Origin of the sequence: Streptomyces sp. NBC_00094 (genome assembly GCF_026343125.1) — a bacterium.
In the GTDB taxonomy this organism is placed as follows: Bacteria; Actinomycetota; Actinomycetes; order Streptomycetales; family Streptomycetaceae; genus Streptomyces.
Genome location: NZ_JAPEMB010000001.1, coordinates 130,263 through 152,755, shown reverse-complemented (window position 1 = coordinate 152,755; position 22,493 = coordinate 130,263). Strand labels below are relative to the sequence as shown.

At 73.8% G+C, this 22,493-nt stretch carries 20 protein-coding genes; 8 read left to right on the top strand and 12 right to left on the bottom strand.

Annotation, left to right across the window (positions count from 1 at the left end):
• Positions 1-13: 13 nt before the first annotated feature.
• From OG580_RS00760 to OG580_RS00735, 6 genes are read right to left on the bottom strand one after another with little or no spacing between them, the layout of a single operon-like run.
• Positions 14-1,006, bottom strand: a complete 993-nt coding sequence (locus OG580_RS00760; protein ID WP_267041670.1) for a pyridoxal-phosphate dependent enzyme — start codon at positions 1,004-1,006, stop codon at positions 14-16.
• Entirely contained in the window at positions 927-1,970 is a 1,044-nt protein-coding gene (locus OG580_RS00755; RefSeq protein ID WP_267041669.1) for a GHMP kinase, read from the bottom strand. The genes OG580_RS00760 and OG580_RS00755 overlap by 80 nt, the downstream gene beginning before the upstream one ends.
• Positions 1,967-2,878 carry a DUF364 domain-containing protein gene (locus OG580_RS00750; protein ID WP_267041668.1) on the bottom strand — a complete coding sequence of 304 codons (912 nt, stop codon included), beginning with the start codon at positions 2,876-2,878 and terminating at the stop codon, positions 1,967-1,969. The genes OG580_RS00755 and OG580_RS00750 overlap by 4 nt, the downstream gene beginning before the upstream one ends.
• A 10-nt stretch (positions 2,879-2,888) precedes the next feature.
• Complete coding sequence (locus tag OG580_RS00745; protein WP_267041667.1) at positions 2,889-3,812, bottom strand: ABC transporter ATP-binding protein; 924 nt, start codon at positions 3,810-3,812, stop codon at positions 2,889-2,891.
• Entirely contained in the window at positions 3,809-4,972 is a 1,164-nt protein-coding gene (locus OG580_RS00740; protein ID WP_267041666.1) for an iron ABC transporter permease, read from the bottom strand. Before OG580_RS00740 ends, OG580_RS00745 begins: the two co-directional genes overlap by 4 nt.
• Positions 4,962-6,008, bottom strand: a complete 1,047-nt coding sequence (locus OG580_RS00735) for an ABC transporter substrate-binding protein (RefSeq protein ID WP_267041665.1) — start codon at positions 6,006-6,008, stop codon at positions 4,962-4,964. Before OG580_RS00735 ends, OG580_RS00740 begins: the two co-directional genes overlap by 11 nt.
• 153 nt (positions 6,009-6,161) lie before the next feature.
• On the opposite strand from OG580_RS00735, the gene OG580_RS00730 reads away from it, so the two are divergent.
• Together OG580_RS00730 and OG580_RS00725 are read left to right on the top strand one after the other, a co-directional pair.
• Positions 6,162-7,511: an MFS transporter gene (locus tag OG580_RS00730; RefSeq protein ID WP_267041664.1), complete on the top strand. Its 1,350-nt coding sequence runs from the start codon at positions 6,162-6,164 to the stop codon at positions 7,509-7,511.
• 111 nt (positions 7,512-7,622) lie between these two features.
• Positions 7,623-9,353 carry an FAD-dependent monooxygenase gene (locus OG580_RS00725; protein WP_267047845.1) on the top strand — a complete coding sequence of 577 codons (1,731 nt, stop codon included), beginning with the start codon at positions 7,623-7,625 and terminating at the stop codon, positions 9,351-9,353.
• A gap of 340 nt (positions 9,354-9,693) precedes the next feature.
• On the opposite strand, the gene OG580_RS00720 is transcribed toward OG580_RS00725, so the two are convergent.
• Positions 9,694-12,423, bottom strand: coding sequence for an FAD/NAD(P)-binding protein (locus tag OG580_RS00720; protein WP_267041663.1), 2,730 nt, complete (start codon positions 12,421-12,423; stop codon positions 9,694-9,696).
• 198 nt (positions 12,424-12,621) lie between these two features.
• Between OG580_RS00720 and OG580_RS00715 the strand changes: the two genes are divergently transcribed.
• A complete protein-coding gene (locus tag OG580_RS00715) occupies positions 12,622-13,083 on the top strand; it encodes an Rrf2 family transcriptional regulator (protein WP_267041662.1) in 462 nt (153 codons plus the stop codon).
• Positions 13,084-13,144: 61 nt separating this feature from the next.
• Entirely contained in the window at positions 13,145-13,699 is a 555-nt protein-coding gene (locus tag OG580_RS00710) for a histidine phosphatase family protein (RefSeq protein ID WP_267047844.1), read from the top strand.
• Between the two features lie 38 nt (positions 13,700-13,737).
• On the opposite strand, the gene OG580_RS00705 is transcribed toward OG580_RS00710, so the two are convergent.
• Positions 13,738-14,748 carry a helix-turn-helix transcriptional regulator gene (locus OG580_RS00705; protein WP_267041661.1) on the bottom strand — a complete coding sequence of 337 codons (1,011 nt, stop codon included), beginning with the start codon at positions 14,746-14,748 and terminating at the stop codon, positions 13,738-13,740.
• Positions 14,749-14,806: 58 nt separating this feature from the next.
• Here OG580_RS00705 and OG580_RS00700 point away from each other — a divergent pair, with 58 nt between their 5' ends.
• The 3 genes from OG580_RS00700 (at position 14,807) to OG580_RS00690 (ending at position 19,410) form a co-directional block, all read left to right on the top strand.
• Entirely contained in the window at positions 14,807-15,889 is a 1,083-nt protein-coding gene (locus tag OG580_RS00700; RefSeq protein ID WP_267041660.1) for a hypothetical protein, read from the top strand.
• A gap of 225 nt (positions 15,890-16,114) precedes the next feature.
• Complete coding sequence (locus OG580_RS00695; RefSeq protein ID WP_267041659.1) at positions 16,115-18,157, top strand: calcium-binding protein; 2,043 nt, start codon at positions 16,115-16,117, stop codon at positions 18,155-18,157.
• Positions 18,158-18,270: 113 nt separating this feature from the next.
• A complete protein-coding gene (locus tag OG580_RS00690) occupies positions 18,271-19,410 on the top strand; it encodes a serine hydrolase (RefSeq protein ID WP_267041658.1) in 1,140 nt (379 codons plus the stop codon).
• An 87-nt stretch (positions 19,411-19,497) separates the two neighbouring features.
• Here the strand turns inward: OG580_RS00690 and OG580_RS00685 are convergent, their stop codons facing one another.
• The 4 genes from OG580_RS00685 to OG580_RS00670 form a co-directional block, all read right to left on the bottom strand.
• Positions 19,498-19,887, bottom strand: coding sequence for a VOC family protein (locus OG580_RS00685; RefSeq protein ID WP_267041657.1), 390 nt, complete (start codon positions 19,885-19,887; stop codon positions 19,498-19,500).
• Complete coding sequence (locus OG580_RS00680) at positions 19,884-20,186, bottom strand: helix-turn-helix transcriptional regulator (protein WP_267041656.1); 303 nt, start codon at positions 20,184-20,186, stop codon at positions 19,884-19,886. The genes OG580_RS00685 and OG580_RS00680 overlap by 4 nt, the downstream gene beginning before the upstream one ends.
• 84 nt (positions 20,187-20,270) lie before the next feature.
• Positions 20,271-20,837, bottom strand: a complete 567-nt coding sequence (locus OG580_RS00675) for a DUF4291 domain-containing protein (RefSeq protein WP_267041655.1) — start codon at positions 20,835-20,837, stop codon at positions 20,271-20,273.
• 100 nt (positions 20,838-20,937) lie between these two features.
• Positions 20,938-21,480 carry a PadR family transcriptional regulator gene (locus OG580_RS00670; protein ID WP_267041654.1) on the bottom strand — a complete coding sequence of 181 codons (543 nt, stop codon included), beginning with the start codon at positions 21,478-21,480 and terminating at the stop codon, positions 20,938-20,940.
• 103 nt (positions 21,481-21,583) lie between these two features.
• On the opposite strand from OG580_RS00670, the gene OG580_RS00665 reads away from it, so the two are divergent.
• Positions 21,584-22,351, top strand: a complete 768-nt coding sequence (locus OG580_RS00665; RefSeq protein WP_267041653.1) for an alpha/beta fold hydrolase — start codon at positions 21,584-21,586, stop codon at positions 22,349-22,351.
• Positions 22,352-22,493 lie beyond the last annotated feature (142 nt).

Sequence of the window (22,493 nt, the reverse complement as noted above, 5' to 3'; positions counted from 1 at the left end):
GGCGCCCGCGCCCTCACGCGCGGGCTCGGTTCCAGTCCATCCGGGACCACGGCAGGGCCAGCTCGCTCCGGTCGGTCACGTCGCGCGGGGCGAGGGTCGCGATCGGCGCGGCCTCGCGGTGCCGTGCGTAGACGGTGTCGACGTACCGGTGACCGGTGTCCGCGGCGATGAAGAGGACCGTCCGCTGGGGGGAGCGCTCGCGCTCGTGGCGGGCGGCGAGGTAGCCGGCGCCGGTCGACAGGCCCGCGAAGACCGCGTGCCGCCGCAGCAGGTCGACGCTGCCGGCCAGCGCCGTGTCGAAGGAGATCCAGTGCAGGGTGTCGTACAGGTCGTGGGCGACGTTCCCGAAGGGGATGGAGCTGCCGATCCCGGCGATGATGATCTCGGGGTCCGCGACGTGCTCGGAGCCGAAGGTGACGCTGCCGTACGGCTGGACGCCGACGAGTTCGACGTCGGAGCCGTCCTCGCGCAGGTAGCGGGCGAGAGCGCCCGTCGACGCGCCCGACCCGACCCCGCCGACGACGGTGAGCGCGCCCGAACCGGCCGCCGCCCGGATCCTCTCGACGACCGGGCGGTAGCCGAGGTAGTGGATGTCGTCGTGGTACTGGCGCATCCAGTGGTACTCGGGGTGCTCGGCGAGGATCTCGTGGATCCGCTCGACGCGCCGCTTCTGGTCGAGCTTGAGGTCGCTGCAGGGCTCCATCTGCTCCAACGTCGCTCCGAGGACGGCGAGTTGGGTACGCAGCGTGTGGTCCACCGTCGTCGAGCCGACGATGTGGCAGCGCATGCCGTGCCGGTGGCAGGCCAGGGCGAGGGCGTACGCGTAGATGCCGCTGGAGCTGTCCAGCAGGGTGTCCCCGCGCCGTACGACTCCGCTGTCCAGCAGGTGACGCACCGCCGCGAGGGCGGAGACCACCTTCATCGTCTCAAAGCGCAGGCAGACGAGCCGGTCGTCGAGGCGTATCAGGTCCGGCCGGCCGATCGACTCCGCGATGTGCTGGTCCATTCAGGATCTCCTTGGTGGTGGTGAAGGTCGTGAAGGTCCGGGTGGCGGGGATGCCGCGGGCGGCCAGGGCGCGCAGACAGTCACGCACGCGCTGCCGCTGCCCCGGCGCGGCGGCGTCGAACAGCACGCCCGCCACCGCGCCGCTGTGCGCGATCTGCACGCCCACCGCCCCGACCCGCCCGGCGATGCCGGTCAGCGCCTCGAACTCCGGGTGTCCGAGCACTTGTTGCCCGCGCCGCGCGCTGGCCGTGGCCACCTCGCCGAGCAGCGCCGCGTCGCCGGTGGCCACGGCCCTGCGCAGCAGGGCGCGCAACCCCTCGTACGCCCGTACGTCCTCGTCGTCGAGCTCGCGCACCGGCAGCGCGAGGGTGTCCACGGGGGCGCCCCCGCCGAGGGCGCAACCCACCACGACCAGCGGCGGGAGGGCCCGGCCGAGGGCCTCCAGGACCCGGCCCTCCCGCTGGGCGAACAGCACCGGGCGACCGCTCAGCATCAGCGGATCGCAGGCGAGTTCGGCGCGCACGGTCAGCCGGGCGACCGTGGCGGAGTCCAGGCGCAGCCCGTACGAGTCCGCGACCGCCCGCACGGTGGCGGTGACGTCGCTGGTGGAACTGCCCATCCCCAGGCCCACCGGAACGGCCCCGGTGAGCCTCAACTCCCCGCCGCAGGGCGGCTCGCCGACCCGCTCCGCGCACTCGGCGACGGCGAGCACGGCGGCCTGCGCGGCCTTCGTGCGGTCGGCCGGCACGACCGTGACCGCCAGGGGCGCCGTGCCAGGCCCGCGGACGAACTCCGCGCGGCTGCCGGGGCCGGCCATGGGGAGGGTGACCAGTCCGGCGCACCGGCGCCCGTCGCCGTCGAGGAACACGCCCTGGAGGATCTCGCCGTGGTGACAGGGGGCGGACCCGGTGCCGGTGGGGAGGGCACCGGCACCGGATTCACCCCGGCGAGCGGCGGGGATCACGCGCCGCCCGTCGTGCGGTAGCGGTACAGGGCGGACTCCTCGGCGCTGAACTGGGAGAAGGGGAACGGCTCCGCGGACAGGGCGGTCACACCCGAGCCGAGGAAGGCGCGGGCGACGGCGCTGCCGGTCTGCGCGTACACGATCAGCGGGATGCCTCGGGAGCGACAGCGCTCCAGGACGGTGTCGAACGAGCCGTTGCTCAGGGTCATCCCGGTGGCGACGACGACCTCGGCACGGTCCAGCACCTCGTGCATGTCGGTGGTGACCGCGTCGCCCCACTGCGTGGTCTTCAGATTGAAGTCGCAGGGCAGCGGGTGGCCGCCGGCCTCGCGGATCGCCGCGACCAGCGGGTTGACGACACCGATGAGGCCGACCTTCGCGCCCTCCTCGATGTCCAGCAGACCGGCGATCGCCGCGTCGCGCGCCTGCGCCCGGACCTCCGGCGTACCGGTGGGGAGGACGACCCGCTCGGCGTCGCCCGCCTCGCCGGCCACGCGGTGCGGGCGTATCTCGGAGAGGTACGCGTCGAGGGCGGCGATCCGCAAGGGGCGCGGGGCCTCCCGCAGGAGGACGTCGAGCGGGGTGCCGGAGGCGTCGCGGCAGATCGCCGGATCGATCTCGCCGGCCTCGAAGGCGCAGCCGCCGAAGGAGCCGCCGAGCCGGACGAGGACGTACTGGTTGAGGTAGGTGGTGTCGCCACCGGCCAGGCGGGTGCCGTGGTGGATCCAGAACACGCTGGTCGCGACGAGTTCGGAGGGCAGCGGGCCGTGCTCACCGGCCAGGACGGCGTCGACGAGCCCTTGGACGGATACGGCGGGCGCGGCGGGCGCGGCGGGCGCGGCGGGCGCGGCGGGCACGGCGGGCACAGCGGGCGCGGCGGGGGAGGAGGTGGGGGTCGTGCGGGTCATGGGTTTCCTTTCAGAGGGCGGGCTGGGGTGCGGGTGCCTCGGCCGGGTCCGGTCCCGGGTCCGGACCCGGGAAGGAGTCCGGGTCCGAGCCGGGGTTCGATCCCGGATCCGATCCCGATCCCGGATCCAACCCCGGGCCCGGGGCACGGCCGAGGCCGAGATGCCGGGCGCCGAGCGAGCCGCGGTAGGCGACCGAGGGCTGTCCCAGGGCGTCGGTGGTGAGTTGGGCGTCCACCTCGAAGACCTCGGCGAGCCGCTCGGCCGTCAGGACGTCGGCGGGCGGGCCGGAGGCGACCAGGCGGCCGTGGTGCAGGAGCAGCAGCCGGTCGCAGTACCGGGCCGCGAGCGTCAGGTCGTGCAGTGCGACCAGGACCGTCCGGCCGGTGCCGGACAGCAGCTCCATCAGTTCGAGCTGGTGCCTGACGTCGAGGTGGTTGGTGGGTTCGTCGAGCAGCAGCGCGTACGGCTGCTGGGCGAGCGCCCGGGCGATCTGGGCGCGCTGCCGCTCGCCGCCCGACAGCGCCTTCCAGGAGCGGTCGGCGAGCGCGGTGAGTCCGAGGCGTTCGAGCGCGGCGGCGACCACCGCCCGGTCCGTGGCGTCGGGTCCGCGCCAGCGATCCCGGAACGGGATCCGACCCAGGCCCACGACGTCGGCGACCCGCAGGTCACTGTCCGCGCCCGAGTCCTGCTCGACGAAGGCGACGTGACGGGCGATCCGGCGCGCGCCCCAGTCGCGTACGGACTCCCCGTCGTACCGGACGGCACCCGTGTCGGGTGTGCGCAGCCCCGCCAGGCAGCGCAGCAGCGAGGACTTGCCCGAGCCGTTGGGGCCGAGCAGCCCCACCGTCTCGCCCGGCGCGACCTCCGCGCTGACCTCGCGTACGACGGGAGCGCCGGCGACCGACCAGCTCAGCCCTTCGGCGGTGATCCTCACAGCTCACCCCTTCTGCGCAGCACGAGGAGGAACAGCGGTACGCCAAGGAGCGCGGTGATGACGCCGACGGGCACCTCGCGGGGCGCGAAGGCGATGCGTGCCAGCGCGTCCGTCCAGACCAGGAACACCGCGCCCGCGAGTGCCGTGTAGGGCAGCAGCACCCGGTGCAGCGGCCCGACGAGGAACCGCACCCCGTGGGGGACGATCAGGCCGACGAACCCGATGGCGCCGACGGTGGCCACCGCCACCGCGGTCATCACGGCCGTGACCACGAGCAACAGCATCCGCGTATGCCGTACGCCGATCCCGAGGGACGCGGCGGTGTCGGTGCCGAACGCGAGCCCGTCGAGGGCGTGGGAGCAGAGCCAGGCCGCCGCCAGTCCCAGCGGGGTGACGACCGCGCAGACCATGACGGTGTCCCAGCGGGCCGGGGCCATGGAGCCCAGCAGCCAGTGGGTGACGGCCCGCGTGGTGTCCGCGTCCGCCGAGGCCATCAGGACGAGCGAGGTCAGCGCGGTGAAGAGCTGGCCGACGACCACACCGGTGAGGACGATGCGGACCGAGTCGAGCCCCGTGCGCCTCAGCAGCAACAGGAGCATCGCGAACGAGAGCAGCGCCCCGGCGAGCGCGCCGCCCGTGACGCCGAGCGCGCTCGCGCCGACGCCGAGGACGACCACGGTGACGGCTCCCGCCGACGCGCCCGAGGAGACGCCGAGCAGGTACGGGTCGGCCAGCGCGTTCCGGGTGACCGCCTGGAGCACGGCTCCGCACACGGCGAGCGAGGCGCCGACGAGGGCGGCCATCAGTACCCGCGGCAGCCGCAGGTCCCAGACGAGCGAGTCCACGAGCGGGGGCAACGGTTCGACGTCCAGGCCGAGTCGGGCGCCGAGGATCCGGGCGAGGTCGGCCCAGCCCACGTCGGCGGTGCCGATGCGAACGGCAGCCGCCGACGAGGCGACGACGACGCCCACGGCGAGGAGGAGGAGACCGGCCTGGGCGGTGGCGGACCGCCCACGCTGACCGGGACCGGCCTGGGCGGCCGCGGACTCTCCGTGTTTCGTGCCGGATCGGGCCGCGGGTCCCTCCGTCGCCACCCACCCCCGGGCCGAGGGCAGCAGGAGGTCCCCGGGCCTCTTCAGGGGCACCGGATCAGCGGACATACCCGAGGTCCTTCATGCCGTCCGCCAGCAGCCCCAGGGCGTGGACGGAGCGCACCGAGGGGTCCAGTTCGATGCCCGGCACTTCGAGGATCCTGTTGTCGCGGACCGCGGCCAGCCGGGAGATCACCGGGTGCCGGGTCATCGTGGCGCGCTTCTCGGCGGCGCTGTCGCCGGGGCGGCCACGCTCGGACAGGTCGCCGATGACGATGAAGTCCGGGTCGCGCTCGGCGACTTCCTCCCAGGAGACCTCCGGCCAGTCCTCGTCGACGTCGTCGAAGGCGTTCTTCGCGCCGACGATCCGGCTCATCTCACTGGGCAGGCCGGTGCCGCCCGCCACGTACGGCATGCCGTTGAAGACGGAGTAGAGGTAGACGACCGTGGGCCGTTCGGCCCCCTTGGCGGCCTTCGCGGCGTTCGTCCCGGCCTTCGCGACGGCGGCGCGCTGTTCGGCGGCGAGCTTGGCCGCCCGTTCCTCCGCGCCGAAGGCCTTGCCGAGGTTCTCGTAGTCGGAGAAGAGCAGCTCGAAGGGGGTCGTGCCGGCCGGGTTCCGCTCGGGGCAGTCCACGGCGCTGACGAAGGTGGGGACCTTGAGGGAGGCCAGCTCCTCACGGGTGCCGGCCCGGTCCTTGGTGAACAGGTCCGCGGAGCCGGCGACGACGAAGTCGGGGGTGGCCGCGCGCAGTTGCTCGCCGGTGGCGATCTTGGGTGCGATGACCGGGACCGTGGCGTAGGCGGCCGCGTAGGCGGCGGGGATCTTCGTCTTGAGGTTGGCGGTTCCCGCCATCCGGTCCTGGAGTCCGAGTTCGAGCAGGGTCTCGGTCGAGGTCTGGTCGAGGGCGACGGTCCGCTTCGGGGGCGTGGCGAGGGAGATCCGGTGGCCGCAGCTGGTGACGGTTGCCGCTTGGGCGGACGCCTCGGCGGGTGTCTGTGCGGAGGGCTTGGTGTCGGACCCGGAGCCGTTGTCGGTCGCTGCGGAGCAGCCGGCGGTGGCGAGGGCGAGGGTCAGGGCGATGCCGAGGCGGGCGGGGTGGCGCATGGGTTCTCCGGTCTGGGAGGGAGGGCGTGGGTGTTGTCGTGCACCGGGCAGGAGTGCCGCGTTCGAAGGGTACTGTAATGGCAATCATTTCCATTAACGACCTCGGGGGCTGCTCTCCGCCCCCGAGCACGCCCTCCAAGGAGTCACCACACCGTGGTCACCACACCCACGCCCCTGGCGGCCAAGTCCGAGACCCCGCCCCCTCGTTCGGTCCTCCGTGACCCCGCGTTCCTACGCCTGTGGGCGGGCACCACCGCCTCGGGGCTCGCCACCTGGGCCCTGCCGTTCGTCCTCGGACTCGCCGTACTGCACCGCGACCTCGACGCCGCCGGCCTCGGCCTGGTCCTCGCCGCACGCACCGCCGGCTTCCTCGTCGCCGTCGCCGTCGGAGGCGTACTGGCCGACCGGCACTCCCGCCGCGCCGTCGTCCTCTGGTCCGGACTCGCGGCCGCGGTCGCCGCACCCCTCCTCGCCTTCGGACTCGGCCACTCGCTCGTGCTGATGACGGCGGCGGCCGCCCTCGCGGGCGCCGGACAGGGCGCCTGCCGCCCGGCGTTCCAGGCGCTCACCGCCGAGACCGTCGACCCCGAGCGCCGCCAACAGGCCAACGCCGCCATGACCATGGCCGTACGCGGTTCCACCCTCGCCGGCCCCGCGCTGACCGCGCTGCTCGCCGCGTTCCTGGACATCGGGACGCTGCTGCTCGGCATCGGCCTGCTCTGGCTTGTCGCCGCACTCGTCCCGGGCAAGGGATCCGGCAACGGGTCCGTCAAGAAGTCGGCAGAGGGCTCGACCACGGGCTCGACCACGGGATCCGCCACGGGCTCGACCGCCACGGAGCCGGACCCGTCCGACCCGCCGGCGTCGCCGCGCGCGGGCTTCCGCGCCGAGTTCCTCGAGGGCATACGCGAGGCACGGCGCCACCCCTGGTTCCTCGCCGGACTGTCCGCCCTCGTCGCGGTCATCGCCCTCGGATACTCCGCCACCAGCGTCGCCCTGCCCCTGATCAGCCGGGACCGGTACGGCACGGAGTGGGTCCTCGCCGCGGCCATGACCGCGTACACCGTCGGCGCGCTCGCCGGAGCCCTGGTCATCGCCCGCTGGCGACCGCGCTCCCAGGGCTGGGCCGCCTTCGCCGGGCTCGGTGTGTACGGCTTCGCCCCGCTGAGCCTGATGCTGCCCGTGCACCCGGTCGTCGTCGTCGCCGCGTACGCCGTCGCCGGGATCGGCATCGAGCTGTTCAACGTGCCCTGGTTCACCGCCACCCAGCGCGAGGCCGCCCCGGACAAGCTGGCCCGCGTCTCGTCGCTGGACTTCCTCGTCTCCTACGGCCTGGCGCCGGTCGGCCTCGCCCTGATCGCCCCGGCCATCGAGGCCTTCGGCGTCACGGCCGTACTCGGCGTCTGCGCCGCCGCCTGCTTCCTCGTACCGGCGGCGGCGGCACTGGTGCCCACCGCCCGCCACTTCGCGCGGACGGCCCCGGCCCCGGAGCGGAGGGACTGACCGGCGCGCGTCACACCGTGCCCGGCTCGCAGCGCACGCGCCGACGGGTGACTATGGGAGACGGGACCGATTGGGGGCCAGGCGCTGGGAGGCAGCGTGGCGCGTACCCGGATGGTCGACGTACTGGTCGTGGGCGCCGGTCCGGTCGGACTGAGCGCCGCCGCCGAACTGCTCCGTCACCACGTGCGCTGCCGGCTGGTCGACCGGCTCCAGGCCCGCCTCCCGTACGCGAAGGCAGTCGGGATCCAGCCGCGCACCCTGGAGATCTGGGACCGGATGGGCCTGGCCCGCGCCGTCCTGGAAGCCGCCGCCGAACTGCGCGGCCAGCTGGTCTACGTCAACGGCCGGGAACGGAACCGGATCGACCTCGTGCTCCCGCCCGAGGTGCCCTACGGGTTCGCCGCGCTACCGCAGTACGCGACCGAGCGCCTGCTCGAGGAGTACGTCGCCGGCCTGGGCGTGGCCGTCGAGCGCGGCACGGAACTGGTGTCGTTCAGCCAGGACCAGCACGGCGTCACCGCCGTCCTGCGTACCGCCGACGGCACCGAGGAGGAGGTCCGGGCCCGGTATCTCGTCGGCTGCGACGGCGCCCACAGCGTCGTACGCAAGCAGCTCGGCCTCACCTTCGAGGGCGGGGCCTTCCCGGAGGAGTACATGCTGGCCGACGTCGTGGCCGACTGGGACCTCCCGTACGGATACGGCGTACGGTCCAGCCATCTCGCCGACGACGGATCCGCCGACGACGTGCTGGTCTGCATCCCGCTGCCCGGGGCAGGCCGCTACCGCATGTCGATGCGGGTCCCGCCGGAACTCGCCACGCAGCACGCCGCCCCGCCCGCCGCCCCGCCCGCCGGCAGGACCGGCGGCGGGCAGGACGACGGCGTGGCCCACGGCCTGGCGAGCGGCGGCCGGGCCCCGCGACTGTCCGACATCCAGACCGTCGTGGACCGCCTCGCGCCCAGGCCCGCCGTCCTGTCCCGGATGCGCTGGTCCTCCGTCTTCCGTATCAGCCACCGGATCGTCGACCGTTACGGCTACGGACGGGTCTTCGTCGCGGGCGACGCCGCCCACATCCACCCGCCCACCGGCGCCCAGGGCATGAACACCGGTATCCAGGACGCCTGCAACCTGGCCTGGAAACTCGCCCTCGTCGTCCGGGGCGAAGCGCGCCCCGACCTCCTCGGCACCTACGACGCCGAGCGCCGTCCGGTGGGGGAGGAGGTCGTCGGCCGGACCGTTCGCCACGCGGCCCACGGCATCGACACCGAGTCGGACGATCCGCGGACGCTGCTGCTCCGCGAGGCCCAACTCCTCGTCGGCTACCGGGGAGGCCCGCTCGCCGGCCGGGAGTACGGACCGGCCGACGCGCCCCAGCCCGGAGACCGGGCCCCGGACTGCGCCGGTCTCACCACCGCCGTCGCCGCCTACTCGCTGCGCCTCCTCGACATCCTGCGCGGCCGCCCGGGACACGTGGTGCTCCTGTACGCGGCAGAACCCGCCGACCTCGCGGCCGCCGCGGCGGCGACGGCGGCCACGGCGGCTCCGGGGACGGTGCGGGGAACCGACGGCACCCCGGACGAGCCCGGGCACCCGAACACCGCACCCTCCCCGCGACTCCTCCCCGCCCTGGACGTCCTCGCCGTCCTCGCCCGCGAAGCGCCGCCGACGCCCCCCGACGCGCTGCCCGTCGCCGGATACCGCGACGCGGCAGGGGAGTTCGCCCGGCTCTACCGCACCGACGGCCCGACAGGCTTCGTCGTCCGCCCGGACGGCCAGCTCGGCGCACGCTTCCCGCTCGCCGGCACGGCGGCGGCCCTCTCCGGCTACCTCGCGGCCCTCTAGGGCCTGTCTGACAATTCCCGTCGGGTCCGGCCCGCCCGGTACGCACGCTCGCCGCACGGCCGTGACGCCCCCGTAGTCCCCCGTAGCCCTTCGGGCACGGGAGGTACCCCCACCGCTACGAGGACGCCCCGGCCGCACGCCGATCGCACGCACCGAACGACCCGGCCTATCCGACGCCAATTGTCAGACAGGCCCTAGGCACCCGCGCCCACGTGACGCGGGCGGGACGGCACCCTGACGGCCGGGCCCCGCGCCGCCGGAGGCGCCGGCACCGGCCCTGCCCAACGCACCGGCACCGGCCCCGCCCCAAGGCACCGGTACCGGCGCACCCATGCCGTCCTCAGGCGGGCAGCCCGGCGAGCCTCCGCCGGTCGAGCGGGGACGCCCGGCGGTCGAGGCGCTGTTCGAGGAGGTGGCGGGCGGTGTCACTGTGACCCGCCTCCACCAGCGCGTACAGCAGGGTCTCCTCGACGACCTCGCGCTGTGCCGCGCTGCCTCCCACCCGGCGCAGCGAGGGCAGAAGGCCGCGCAGTTCGCGTACCGCCGTGGCCCACTCCTCCTCCAGTACGGCTTCCAGCGCGCTGCACAGCGGTACGACGACCTCCCGCTGCACCGGGTCGGCGCCGGCCGCGTGGGTGCGCAGGCGGCGGAGCGCCGGGAGGTCGCCCGCGGCGGTGAGGGCGATGGCGCTGTGCAAGGCCGTGAACGCGGTCGCGGGACGCTCGACCAGCTCGCGGGCGACAGCGTCGAGGACGCCGTCGACGGGGACGCGGCCGGTCCAGTTCCGCGACATCCGGGCCCGCCACAGCAGCGACCCGGAGTCGACGAGGGCCCGTACCCCGTTCACCTGCCCGGGGGCGAGCTGGGCGAACCACCGGCGGCGCACGGCCGCCGAGTCGTCGAGGGCCAGCTCGTGCAGCGCCACGTGCCAGGAGAAGTGCGCCCGGTGCACGGCGCCGCGCCCGTGGCCGCCGATCCAGCCGTCGAGCCAGTCCCGGCCGGCGCCGTGCTGCCCCGACTCGTAGTGGACGTGGGCGAGGGCGTGCACGGCGTGCCCGGAGGCGGGTTCCGCGGTGAGCGCCGCCCGGGCGAGCTCGCCGGCCTCCTCCATCCGTCCCTGCTCCTGGCGGACGAAGGAGAGGAGCGAGGTGTGGAACCAGTGCCCTTCGTAGACGGGCGCGGTCCGCTCCACGAGGTCCAGGGCCAGTGTGCCGTCGAGATCCGCGATGCCGGAGAAGGCGATGGTGGGGACCGCGATGCCGAGTGCGAGCGCGTCGCCGGGGAAGCGGTCGAGATGCCCGACGAGTGCCGCGTCGCCATCTCCTGTCCCGTGTCCCGCTGTGTGTCCCGCTCCGTGTCCCGTGACGCGGCGCGTGACGACGTCGACGAACGACTGCTCCCGCTCGTCCCCGCGTTCGCGCACGCAGCGCTGGGCGTCCGCGAGCTCCCGGGCGACGTCGACGTCGGCCCCGCACTCGTGCCCGAGCAGGGCGAGCGCGGCGTGCCCGAGCGCGAACCCGGGGTCCAGCTCGGTGGCGCGCGCGAACGCCTCGGCCGCCTTCGCCCGCACCGTGATCACCCGGGAGACGCCGCACCGGAAGGAGGCCGCGGCGGCGCCATGGGTGGACAGCGGCAGCCCGAACTGGTCGGTGGGCCGCCGGCGTACGGCCCGGGGAGCGAGCGTGAACGGCGCGAGCACGGCCTCGGCGATCTCCTTGGCCTGGGTGCGGATCTCGGGGATCGCGGTCGTCTCCCACAGCTCGCCCCGCCGGGGCGCGCCCAGCGTGAACAGCGGCCGCCCGGAGTGGCCTGCCGCGTCGAGCAGTCGGCCGTGGTCGGTGGACACGCCGATGCCCAGCGGACCGGGGACGGCGAGCCCGTCGGCCAGCAGCCCGCTCCACAGCGGGTCCCCGCCGGCGTCGGCCCGCAGCCCGGGCCCCGTACAGTCCACGACCCAGGCCACGCGCACCTCGCGGCCGTCGCCGAGGGAGACGACGAGGCCGCCGTCCTCCGCCGGACTCGTGGAGGTGATCCGGCCGGAGTGGACGCGGAGTCTGCGGGCCGCGCGGGCCCGGGCGACGGTCTCGGCGGTGGACGGGGCCATGCGGTGCCGGAGCACGTTCCACGGGGTGGCGTCGCGGCCGAGGAACTCCGCCCGCTCGTCGTCGGTGAGGCCCTGCCAGAGCCGTACGATCTCGGGCCGCAGCCCGTCGAGCGCGGGCCGCCAGTCGCCGTGGACGCGTCGCGTGGCGGCGAAGTGGCGGGTCAGCTCCCTGCGGAGACGGTGGAAGGGGAGGTCGGCGAGGCCGGGCGGCGGGGATACGGGGGGCAGGGGCGCGACCGCGTGCGGCTGGGGGAGCAGGCCGCTGCGGGACACGGCGTGCACCGTGCGGCCGGGACGGTCGAGGACCAGTGCGAGGTCGACGGCGGTGAGACCGGTGCCGACGAGGAGGACGTCGTCCGACGCGCCGACGCCGTCGAGCGCGCCCGGGGCCCAGGGCCGGGCGACGAACCGCTCGGAGGCGACCAGCTCGGCCGGGGCCCAGCCCGCCCGGCCTGCCGCCGGCCCGGTGGCGAGAACGACGCTGTCGGCCGTCACCGTGCCGCCGTCGGCGAGCCGGAGCTCCACCCGCCCGCCGGCCGCGTCGGCGCACCCCGTGGCCCTGGTGCGCAGCCGCCGTACGGAGACCGTGCCGTGCGCGGTGATGACGGCGCGGCCGAGGGTGTCGGCGAGGTAGGAGCCGTAGCGGTACCGGGAGGCGAAGTCGGCCGGCGTGACGGTGGGATCGCCGTGGCGACAGAGCCAGCGCCGGAAGTGGCCGGGGTCGTCCGGGTAGCAGCTCATGCCGCCGACCGGCACGTTGAGCCGGTGCTCGGGGACCTCGGTGGCGTACGCGACACCTCGACCGGCCTCCGGTGCGGGGTCGACGAGGACCAGGTCGAGCGGGACGCGCCGCCGTGCGGCCGCTTCGCACAGCTGTACGGCGACGAGCGCACCGGCGGCGCCGGCGCCGACGACGGCCACGGTCGATCGCGGAGGAGCGGCCGCGGTGGCGGACGGTGAGGACACGACAGGTACCACGGACACCACGGAGACCTCCGAACGAGGGGGCGGGCGAGGACGGCACGATCAATGTTCACTATCTCGATGAACAAAGTGGAATGGCAACGCCGCTTCCGGACAACAAGGCCGCGCCGAAGCACCCGTTGACGAGCCGGGCCGCACCGCCGCAGGTCGGGTTCCCGTCACTCGTGAGACATTGAGTCCGTGAGGATCTCAGCACGAACGGACTACGCCATCCGGGCCATGGCCGAGTTGGCCTGCTCCCCGGACCGACCTCTCAAGGCCGAGGACATCGCGGGACGTCAGGACATCCCCGTCCGCTTCCTCTTCGTCGTCCTCAGCGAGATGCGGCAGGCACGACTGGCGCGGAGCGTGCGCGGCCCCGACGGCGGATACACCCTCGCCCGCCCGCCCGCGGAGATCACCCTCGCCGACATCATCCGCGCGATGGACGGCCCGCTGGTCAGTGTGCGCGACCTGAAACTGACGGGCCTGGAGTACCAGGGAGCGGCGGCCCCCATGCCGGACGTGTGGCGCGCCGTACGGACGAGCCTGCGCCAGGTACTGGAGAGCACGACCCTGGCGGACCTGGCGACGGGCGTACTGCCCGAGCTCGTACGGGAACGGGCCCGCGACTACAACGACGACATCCGGACATACCCCTGACGCGGGCACCCGAGAGACACCCCACCGGACACCCCCTAGGCTCGAAGACGTGCCGCACTCCATGGAGACCCCGGAACGCGCCGAGTCCGCCGACGGCAGCCCGCGCCGCCTGCTCGTGCTGCGGCACGCCAAGAGCGCCTGGCCGGAGGGCGTGCCCGACCGGGACCGGCCCCTCGGTCCCCGGGGGCTGCGCGACGCCCCGGCCGTCGGGCGCTTCCTGGCGGAGACCGGCACGCCGCCCGACCTCGTCCTCTGCTCCCCGGCCCGGCGCGCCCGCCACACGTGGGAGCTGGCCGCCGCGGAGCTGGACAGCCCTCCGCCGACCCGCCACGACCCACGCCTGTACGGGGCGGACGACCGGGAACTCCTCGACGTCCTCCACGGCGTACCCGACGCGACCGGAACGCTCCTGCTGGTCGGACACAACCCGGGCCTCGAAGACCTGATCCTCCTGCTCGCGGGCAGCGCGGTCGGGGACGCCCTGGCGCGGGTGCGCACTAAGTTCCCGACCTCCGCGACGGCCGTCCTGACCTGGCACGGCACCTGGAAGTCCCTCCGCCCGGGCGGGGCGGTCCTGACACGACTGGCGATTCCCCGGGGGCTCCCGCACCACTGACCCTGCCGCCGACCCCGGCACCAGTCGTGCGTCGCTCGTCAGGTTCCGGCGAGGAGGGTGTGTCCGAGGGGCGTGAGGGTGTGGAGGACGGCGACGCCGGTACGGGTGGTGTCGACGAGCCCGGCGTCGCGCAGGACGTGTGTGTGCCGGCTGGCCGCCGGCAGGGAGATGGCGGCGCGCTCGGCCAGGGCGGTGGTGGTGGCAGGCGTACGGAGGAGAGCGAGGAGGTGCGCGCGGGTACGGCCCAGGAGCGCGGCGAGCGCTTCCGGCCGGCCGTCCCTTCCGTCCGTACCGCCGGCGGCCCCTGTGCCGGGGCTGTCGTTGTCGTGCAGGGGGTAGACGAGCACGGTCGCCGCCTGGGGCCGGTACATCACCAGGGGGCCGGTCGCGAACCAGGAGGGAACGAGGAGGAGTCCGCGGCCGCACAGCGGGATGTCGTACGCCGACGCCGACGGCAGGTGGAGTGTCGGGGCCTGCCACCTCCAGGTGGTCGACAGGGTGGTGAGCAGCGCGTCGACCCCTCCGCGCAGCAGCATCTCGGCGCGCAGCGCGCGGTCGGTGAGGGTGTCGCTGCTGATCCGGGGCCAGAGCGGTTCGACGGAGGTGTGGAAGTAGCGGCGGGTGTCGGCGACCAGGGTGCGGGTCGCGCTCGGGGAGCCCTGGGCGAGCTCGCGCGCCCAGGGGCCGGGGCGGCTCAGCCTGCCGTTCCCGCCACGGACTTCGGGTATGCCGAGATCGAGCGCGAGCTGCTCCGCCGGTGTCGAGGCGGCTGCCTCCAGGGCCTCCGCGAAGTCGTCGAGTGACGGCTGGAGCAGGAAGTCCGGGATGTAGCCGTCCTCGGTGACGAGTTCGGCCAGGACACCGGCCCTCGCTCGCGCGGCCCCGTGGAGCGAGTGATGCCATCGCCGGGCCGCAGGACGCGGCCGGCCCCAACGCTCTCCGGGGCGCAGGCTGAGCCGCAGACTCAGGGCCGTCTCGGAGAGCGCGTTGGCCGCCGGCGCGAGAGTGATCTGACGGAGATCGGCGGCCGTGAAGTGAAGGCGGATCATGTGAGCCGATTATCGGTGCGGGGAACCCTTTTACCCAGGGGTAAAAGGCGATGCGTTGATGCGGACGACGCCGCACGCTCACGGTGTCCACGTCGTCGACTCCCCGCCGGAGGCCGTACCGATGCCCCGCATTCCTGCCCGTAGCACCGCCCGCGTCCCCGCCCGTACGCGTACCGCCGCCCGTTCCGCGTACCTCACCGTCACCGCCACCACCACCGCTGCCCTGCTCACGGTCCTCGCCGGCGCGCCCGGCCCCGCAGCCGCCCGGGACCTGCCCGACACCTACGTCGTCTCCCGGGCGGCCGGCGTGCTGCCGGAGGGGATCGCGATCGGCCGGGACGGCACCATGTACGTCTCCTCGGACGGTACGGGTGCCTTGTACCGCGGCCGCGTCGGTGCCCCGGACCTGAAGCCCTTCCCGGCGCGGGGACTCGAGGACCGTCCCAGCTCGCTGGGCGTCCACACCGACCGGCGCGGTCGCGTCCTGTCGGTGGGCGGCGCGAAGCTGACCGTCCACGACCGCCACGGCCGGCTGCTGGCCACCCGTACGGCCCCCGACGGCCCGCTCGGCGCGCCCGACCTGAACGACCTGGCCGTGACGAAGGACGCGGTGTACGTGACCGACTGGGCCAACCCCGTCGTCCTCCGGGCGGAGATCGGGGCCGACGGCGTCCTCGGCCCGCTCGAACCCTGGCTCGACATCCGCTCCGCGTTCCCGCAGTTCCCCGCGCGGTACTGGCTGTTGAACGGCATCGTGGCGAACGAGTCGGGCACCGCCGTCCTGGTCGCCTCCAACGGGACGGAGGCCGTCTGGCGGGTCGGCACGGCCGACAAGGAGGTCAGCCGGGTCGACCTGGGCGAGGAGTCCTTCGGTCCCGACGGCATGGTGTTGCGGGGCCGGACCCTCTACGCCGTACTCAACTACGGTGCCCCGCACGGCGTGTACATCGCCGAGCTGGACGAGGAACTGCGGACGGGAACGGTGACCCACCGCCTCACGGGCGCCCCCTTCGACCTGCCGACGACGCTGGCGCGGTACGGCTGCCGCCTCTACGTGGTGAACAGCCAGCTGGACGAGCCGCCGGGCCGGCCTCCGTACACCGTGAGCGCGATCGCGGACCCGACGTGCGACACCCCGTGATCTGACGGGAGCTCACACACGGGCACGGGCACGGGTACGGGTACGGGTACGGGCACGGGCACGGCGCCGGTCGGCGGGTGCTCGGCCCGTGTGCGCTCCCCCGCGGGGGTGGTTCGAGGGGGCCAGTGGGCGCAGTACGGCGGTGCCCGCAGGTCACGGGCGGTCTCCGGTCACGAAGCTGTGCGCTCTGTCCGCACATCCCCTGACGACGGAGGCCGTACACCCATGACCCACACTCATCCGAGACCGCCGCGTTGGCGCCGAGGACCGCGGGGGAGGGCCGGGGCGCCGGCCGTCCTCGCGGCGGCGCTCGTCCTCACGCTGTCCGGTGCCGCGCTGGCGGCCCCCGGAGATCCGGACCCGGGCTTCGGACCCGACGGCCGCGTGGTCACGCCCTTCCCGGGGTACGCGGAGGGCCACGACATCGCGCGGCAGGCGGACGGCAAGCTGGTCGTGGCGGGTCTGAGCGAGGGCGGGTTCGCGCTCGCCCGTTACCTGCCCGACGGCGGCCTCGATCCGGCCTTCGGTACCAGCGGCCTGGTGACCAGCGCCTTCGGCGGCGGCGCTCACTCGGCGAACGCGGTCGCGGTCCAGCCGGCGGACGGAAAGATCGTCGTGGCGGGCACCACCGAGGTGTTCGCGGAGGAGGGCGGCGGCTGCTGCTTCTTCTCCGTCGCCCGATACCTGCCCGACGGCACCCTGGACGCGGAGTTCGGTGACGGCGGCCTGGTGCGGGTCGAGGAGTTCGGCGGGTCCGCGGACGGCGCGGACGTGGCCGTGCAGAGCGACGGCCGGATCGTCGCCGCGGGCAAGGGCGCCGGTGGCGGGTTCGCGTTGGTCCGCCTCGACACCGAGGGGGACCTGGACCCGAGCCTGGGCGGCGACGGCGCGGTCGTCGCCGGCTTCACGCCCGGCTCGCCCCAGGACGCCGGCGGCATCGCCCGGAGCATGGCCCTCCAGGCCGACGGCAAGATCGTCTCGGTCGGGTACGTGGGCAACACCGCCTTCGACATCGGCGTGGCCCGCTACCTGCCCGACGGCAGCCTCGACCCCGGCTTCGGCGGCGGCGACGGCATGGTCAGCGCGGACTTCGGCAGCACCGAGTTCGGCAACGCGGTCGCCGTGCAGCCGGACGGCAAGATCCTTGCCGCGGGCTCCGGCGGCGCCGGCTTCGCGCTCCTGCGCTACAACGCCGACGGCAGCCCCGACGCCGGCTTCGGCACCGGTGGCCGGACCTCGGTGGCCTTCCCCGGGGACGGCGGCATCGCGTACGGGATGGCGCTGCAGCAGGGCGGCAAGATCGTCCTCGCCGGCCGGGCCGACGACCCGAACAGCTCCGAGGCCAACGACTTCGGCCTCGCCCGCTTCAACGCCAACGGCACCGTCGACACCGGCTTCGGCGGCGACGGCTTCGTGGTCACCGGGTTCGGGGACTTCGACGAGGCCCGCGCGGTACTCGTCCAGCCGGACGGCAAGATCGTCGCGGCCGGATACGGGGCGGGCTTCGCCTTCGCGCTCGCCCGCTACCAGGGAGGTGACGCGACGCCGCCCCCGACGCCGTACGCCGATCTGTCGGTGACGACGACGAGCACGGCCACGGTGAGCATCGGCGACCGCGTCTCGTACACGGTGACCGTCGCCAACCGCTCGACCTCCACCGCCACCGCGACCGGCGTCACTCTGACGGACACCCTCGCCGGCGCGGGCGTGACCCTCACCTCCGCCACCCCCTCGCAGGGCACCTGCACGACGACCGCGACGAGGGCCACCTGCGCCCTCGGCTCGCTCGCGCCCGGGTCGAGCGCCACGCTCGCGCTCACGGCGGAGCCCCGCTCCACCGGCACCCTCACGCACACGGCGGCCGTCGGAGCCACCCAGTCGGACCCGGTCGCCTCCGACAACACGGTCACCACGACCACGTCGGTGAACAACGCCCGCGGCTGCACGATCATCGGCACGAGCGGCCCGGACACCCTGAACGGCGGCTACGGGAACGACGTCATCTGCGGCCTCGGCGGCAACGACATCGTCCGCGCGAGCTACGGCCACGACACCGTCCACGGCGGTTACGGCAACGACAACCTCGACGGCTCCTTCGGCGACGACACGATCAACGGCGGCCCGGGCAACGACACCCTGACGGGCGCCTACGGCAACGACCGCCTCACCACCACGGACGCCGTCCTCGCCAACGACACGGCCAACGGCGGCTACGGCACCGACACCTGCACCACCGACCCGGGCGACGCCCGCATCAGCTGCCCCTGACCGAGTCCCCCCAGCCCAGGAGCCGTCACCGCCTTCTCGCGGTGGCGGCTCCTTCACGACGCGCCGGTCTGGAAGTGTGAGGTCCGAACGAAGGGGTGGAGGGGAGAACTGCGATGAGCACCGACACGACACCGGACAACCCGGCGCAGCGCCGCGTCGAGGCGATCCTGGCCGAGGTCACCGGAACGGGGGCGGAGACCGGCATCCAGGTGGCGGCCTGGCTGGACGGGGAGGTGGTGGTGGACGCCTGGGCGGGGGCGGCGGACGTGGCCGAGGGGCGGCCGATGGGCCCGGACACCCTGATACCGGCCTGGTCGACGGGGAAGGGCGTGGCGGCGGCCTTGGTCGCGGTGCTGGTGGACCAGGGGAGGCTGGAGTACGAGGCGCCGGTGGCGCGGTACTGGCCCCGGTTCGACGCGGAAGGCAAGGGGCGCGTCACGCTGGGGCAGCTGCTCGCTCACACGGCCGGCCTGCCGCAGCTGCCGGCCGACGTCACCCCGGAGCGGCTGCTCGACCTGCCGACGATGGCCGACTGGCTCGCGGGGCAGCGCCCGCGCTGGGAGCCCGGCAGCGCGCTCGGCTATCACGCATGGACGTACGGGGTGCTCCTGGCCGAGATCCTGCACCGCGCCACGGGCCGGACCTGTGACCAGTTGCTGCGCGAGGAACTGGCCGGGCCGCTGGGGATCGGTGACGACCTCCTCTTCCATGTCCCGGAGGAACTCGCGCCGAGGATGGCCACCTCCTACGACGGAGGCTGGGCGGCGCGGCTGAGGCGGATGCCGGCCGATGCGCCGTTCTTCGACTGCGCGCCCCGCGGCGTCCTCCCGGTGGCCGAGCTGGCCAACCGGGCGGACTTCCGGCGCACGGCGCTGCCGGCCAACGGCATCATGACGGCACGCGGGGTGGCCCGGATGTACGCGGCGCTGGCCTGCGACGGCGAGCTCGACGGCGTACGACTCATCTCCCCGGCGACGCTCAGGGCGGCGACCACGGGCCGGGCGAGCGGCGCGGACAGGATGCTGGGCACCTCGTGGACGATGGGCCACGGTTTCGTGGTCGGGGACAGCGGAGCGAAGCCGGTGCGTTCACCGGGCGGCTTCGGTCACAGCGGGTCGGGAGGCAACACGGCCTGCGCCGACCCGGCGCATCGCTTCTCCTTCGCCGTGGTCAAGAACCGGATGACCGTGGCGGGCTTGGACGCCCGACTGTTCGGCGAGGTCCGCGCGGCGCTGGGCATCACGAACGACTGAGCAGCGAGGGGGGCCGGCCGGCCGGCAGGGCGGGCGTCGGGGCAGCCGACCGCCCGACCGTCACAAGCCCGACCGGCCGCCCGCCCACTAAGGCTGTGTCGCGATCTGGATCAGATTGCCACAGGTGTCGTCGAAGACGGCGGTGGTGACGGGCCCCATCTCCACGGGCTCCTGCGTGAACAGGACGCCGAGGCCGCGCAGGCGCTCGTACTCCGCCCGCACGTCGTCGACGGCGAACTGGGCGAGCGGGATGCCGTCCTGGACGAGCGCGTCGCGGTAGGTCTTGACGGCCGGGTGGCCGGCGGGCTCCAGGAGGAGTTCGGTGCCGCCGGGCTCGTCGGGGGAGACGACGGTCAGCCACCGGTCCTTCTCGCCCACCGGGACGTCGTGCTTCTTCACGAACCCGAGGACCTCGGTGTAGAAGCGCTCCGCCCGAGCCTGGTCGTCGACGAAGACGCTGGTCAGATGGATCTTCATGGAGTGTTCTCCTCCGGTCCGGATGTGTCGGAAACGAGCCATCGCTCGGCGATCCGCCGCAGCGGGGCCGTGTTGAGGTCGTGGAACTTGTAGCGACCTTCCCGCCTGGTCTCGACGAGTCCGGCTGCCTCCAGCACGGCGAGGTGCTGGGAGACGCCCTGCCGTGAGATGCCGAGCCGGTGCTTCATGCTCAGCCGCGCACAGATCTCGAACAGTGTCTGCCCGGACTTCTCCGTGAGCTCGTCGAGGATGGTGCGACGGGTGGGGTCGGCCAAGGCTTTGAAGAGTTCGTCGGCCACGACCACAGGATAGGCAATCATTCGCTTGCCTATCAAGTCGAGCCGCCCCGCCGAGAGCGCCCGGAGCGTCTCACCGGCGCTCCGTCACCTGCCGGGAGAGGAGAGGTGCCGCAGAGTCTGGGGCAACTCGTAGGGGCGCTCCACGGGAAGCAGGCGCTGGGCCTTGGCGGCGTGCCCGGTCTGCAGGAACGTGGCGGCCTTGCGGACCTGAGCGGTGACGTCGGTGAGACCGACGATCCAGTCGTCGGTGAACGTTCGGATCAGATGGCGGCCGATGCCGACCTGGATGCTGTGGTGGTTCAGTGCCGCTCCCCGCAGGGAGCGCTCGGGATCCCACTGGACGTGCACGGCGGCCTGGGCGACGGCGTCCGGGTCGGCGGTCGTCAGCACCGCCCGGGAGAGGGCCTCCTCCCACCCCTCCCGGGTGATCCGCACCGCGAGAACACGCTCCTGACCGGGCTTGCGGGCCCAGTTGCTGCGGTGCATGAGCCAGAGGAACGACGGCTTGATCCATGTCATTCGCTGGAACGAGAACGGCGCGACGAACCGCCCGGCCCGCATGGCCGCGTCGGCGATGGCGGGCGGATACGCCTGGTAGACGACGATCGTGCGAGCGTCGTAGTCGGCACGGATCTGGTAGGGAGACGCCATCCGCCGCACCCTGCCATCTGCTCGACCGACGTGGCGAACCGTTTTCCCGCGGTCGGCGCCCGGGCCCACGCCGGAGAGCCGCTGCACCGAGCCGCCTCGGTCAGGCCGAGGGGCGGGGGTGTCCGTCGAGGGTGGCGATCGTGTCGCCCAGCCAGGCGAGCTCGGCCTGTGATGTCGCTCGGGCGATCAGCAGGATGCCGCTGCGGAACGGGTCGGTGATGTCCTCGGCGCTGAGCGGCCGGGCGCCGTCGTAGAAGAAGCTGGCGGGCTCGTCGAGGAAGGCGAGCCTGCGGCGGAGCACGGTGGCCTGTTCGGCGGGGCTGTCGAGGTGGCGGAGGAAGGCGAGCACGGTGAACCAGCGGTTCTCGTCGCTGATGTCCAGCCGGTCGGGCGTGCGGAGCCGTTCGAGCAGCGCTGTCCGCCCGGCCGGGGTGAGGTGCAGGGTGTGCCGGGGAGCGGCGGTGGATCCGGGTTCCGTCTCACGGATGAGCAGACCGTCGGTTTCGAGGCGCTTGATCGCCGGATAGAGGGTGCCGTCACTGATCGGGCGGATGTGGCCGGTCAGTGCGGCCAGGTGCCGCCGCAGTTCGTAGCCGTGCATGGGCTGGTCGTGGAGGAACCCGAGGATCGCGAGCTTGAGCATGAACACATGCTGTCAGATCACCAAGGGTGCGAGGTATAACAACTCCGAGATACCTCGACACCGAGGTATCGTGAGTGCTCCACACACGAGCGAGGAGTCGGCCATGCGCCATGCCCCTGTGACCCCGAACGGTGACCGGATCCGGTGGATTGAGATCCCCGGCGCCGAGCCGCCGAGGCTCTACCTGCACGGACTCGGATCCACGTCGCCGGTGTACTGGGCCGCGGCCGCCGCACACCCTCTCCTCACCGGTCGCCGGTCACTGCTGCTCGACCTGCTGGGCTTCGGCATCAGCGACAGGCCGACGGACTTCACCTACACGCTGGAGGCCCACGCGGACGCCGTGGCGGTCGCGTTGGAGGCGGCAGAGGTGACGGGCGCGGAGGTCATCGCGCACAGCCTGGGGGGCGCGGTGGCGATCCTGCTGGCCGCCCGGCATCCGCGGCTCGTCGCGAACCTGGTGCTGGTGGACTCGGTCCTGGACCCTGCTCCGGCGGTGCCTGCTCCCGGCAGCAGTGGGATCGCGGCGTACACCGAGGAGGAGTTCCTGGCCGAGGGCTGGGATCGGACGGAGGAGCGGGTCGGCCCGGTCTGGTGGTCGACGATGCGCCTGGCGGGCCGCGAGGCCCTGTACCGCACCACGGTCCACCGCTCCCAGGCGACGGTGCCTGCCCTGCGCGAGCACCTGGCGGGACTGCGGATCCCCCGTACGTGCCTCCATCCGGCGGCCGACGGCGAGCCGGCGGACGTCGCGGGCCTGACGGCTTCGGGCGTGACCGTGCGGGCGATACCCGACTGCGGCCACAACATCATGTTCGACAATCCGGAGGCCTTCGCGAGGGCGACCGCCGACGCGCTGAGCGCCCACTGACGCAACCCCACCCCCGCCCAGGACGTCCACCGGCTCGACAACGTACAGCGGACGATCACCTCGGAACGTGAGGGCATCGGAGTTTGTTCGATTCCCCTTGATGGGCGGCTCCAGGTTGATCATGATCGTCTGGACGTGATGA

Excerpts from the sequence above, each read along its gene's own strand:
- OG580_RS00760 (WP_267041670.1), bottom strand. The coding sequence starts at position 1,006 with ATGGACCAGCACATCGCGGAGTCGATCGGCCGGCCGGACCTGATACGC.
- OG580_RS00750 (WP_267041668.1), bottom strand. The coding sequence starts at position 2,878 with ATGACCCGCACGACCCCCACCTCCTCCCCCGCCGCGCCCGCTGTGCCC.
- OG580_RS00740 (WP_267041666.1), bottom strand. The coding sequence starts at position 4,972 with ATGTCCGCTGATCCGGTGCCCCTGAAGAGGCCCGGGGACCTCCTGCTG.
- OG580_RS00735 (WP_267041665.1), bottom strand. The coding sequence starts at position 6,008 with ATGCGCCACCCCGCCCGCCTCGGCATCGCCCTGACCCTCGCCCTCGCC.
- OG580_RS00725 (WP_267047845.1), top strand. The coding sequence starts at position 7,623 with ATGGTCGACGTACTGGTCGTGGGCGCCGGTCCGGTCGGACTGAGCGCC.
- OG580_RS00710 (WP_267047844.1), top strand. The coding sequence starts at position 13,145 with ATGGAGACCCCGGAACGCGCCGAGTCCGCCGACGGCAGCCCGCGCCGC.
- OG580_RS00705 (WP_267041661.1), bottom strand. The coding sequence starts at position 14,748 with ATGATCCGCCTTCACTTCACGGCCGCCGATCTCCGTCAGATCACTCTC.
- OG580_RS00700 (WP_267041660.1), top strand. The coding sequence starts at position 14,807 with ATGCGGACGACGCCGCACGCTCACGGTGTCCACGTCGTCGACTCCCCG.
- OG580_RS00695 (WP_267041659.1), top strand. The coding sequence starts at position 16,115 with ATGACCCACACTCATCCGAGACCGCCGCGTTGGCGCCGAGGACCGCGG.
- OG580_RS00690 (WP_267041658.1), top strand. The coding sequence starts at position 18,271 with ATGAGCACCGACACGACACCGGACAACCCGGCGCAGCGCCGCGTCGAG.
- OG580_RS00685 (WP_267041657.1), bottom strand. The coding sequence starts at position 19,887 with ATGAAGATCCATCTGACCAGCGTCTTCGTCGACGACCAGGCTCGGGCG.
- OG580_RS00675 (WP_267041655.1), bottom strand. The coding sequence starts at position 20,837 with ATGGCGTCTCCCTACCAGATCCGTGCCGACTACGACGCTCGCACGATC.
- OG580_RS00670 (WP_267041654.1), bottom strand. The coding sequence starts at position 21,480 with ATGCTCAAGCTCGCGATCCTCGGGTTCCTCCACGACCAGCCCATGCAC.
- OG580_RS00665 (WP_267041653.1), top strand. The coding sequence starts at position 21,584 with ATGCGCCATGCCCCTGTGACCCCGAACGGTGACCGGATCCGGTGGATT.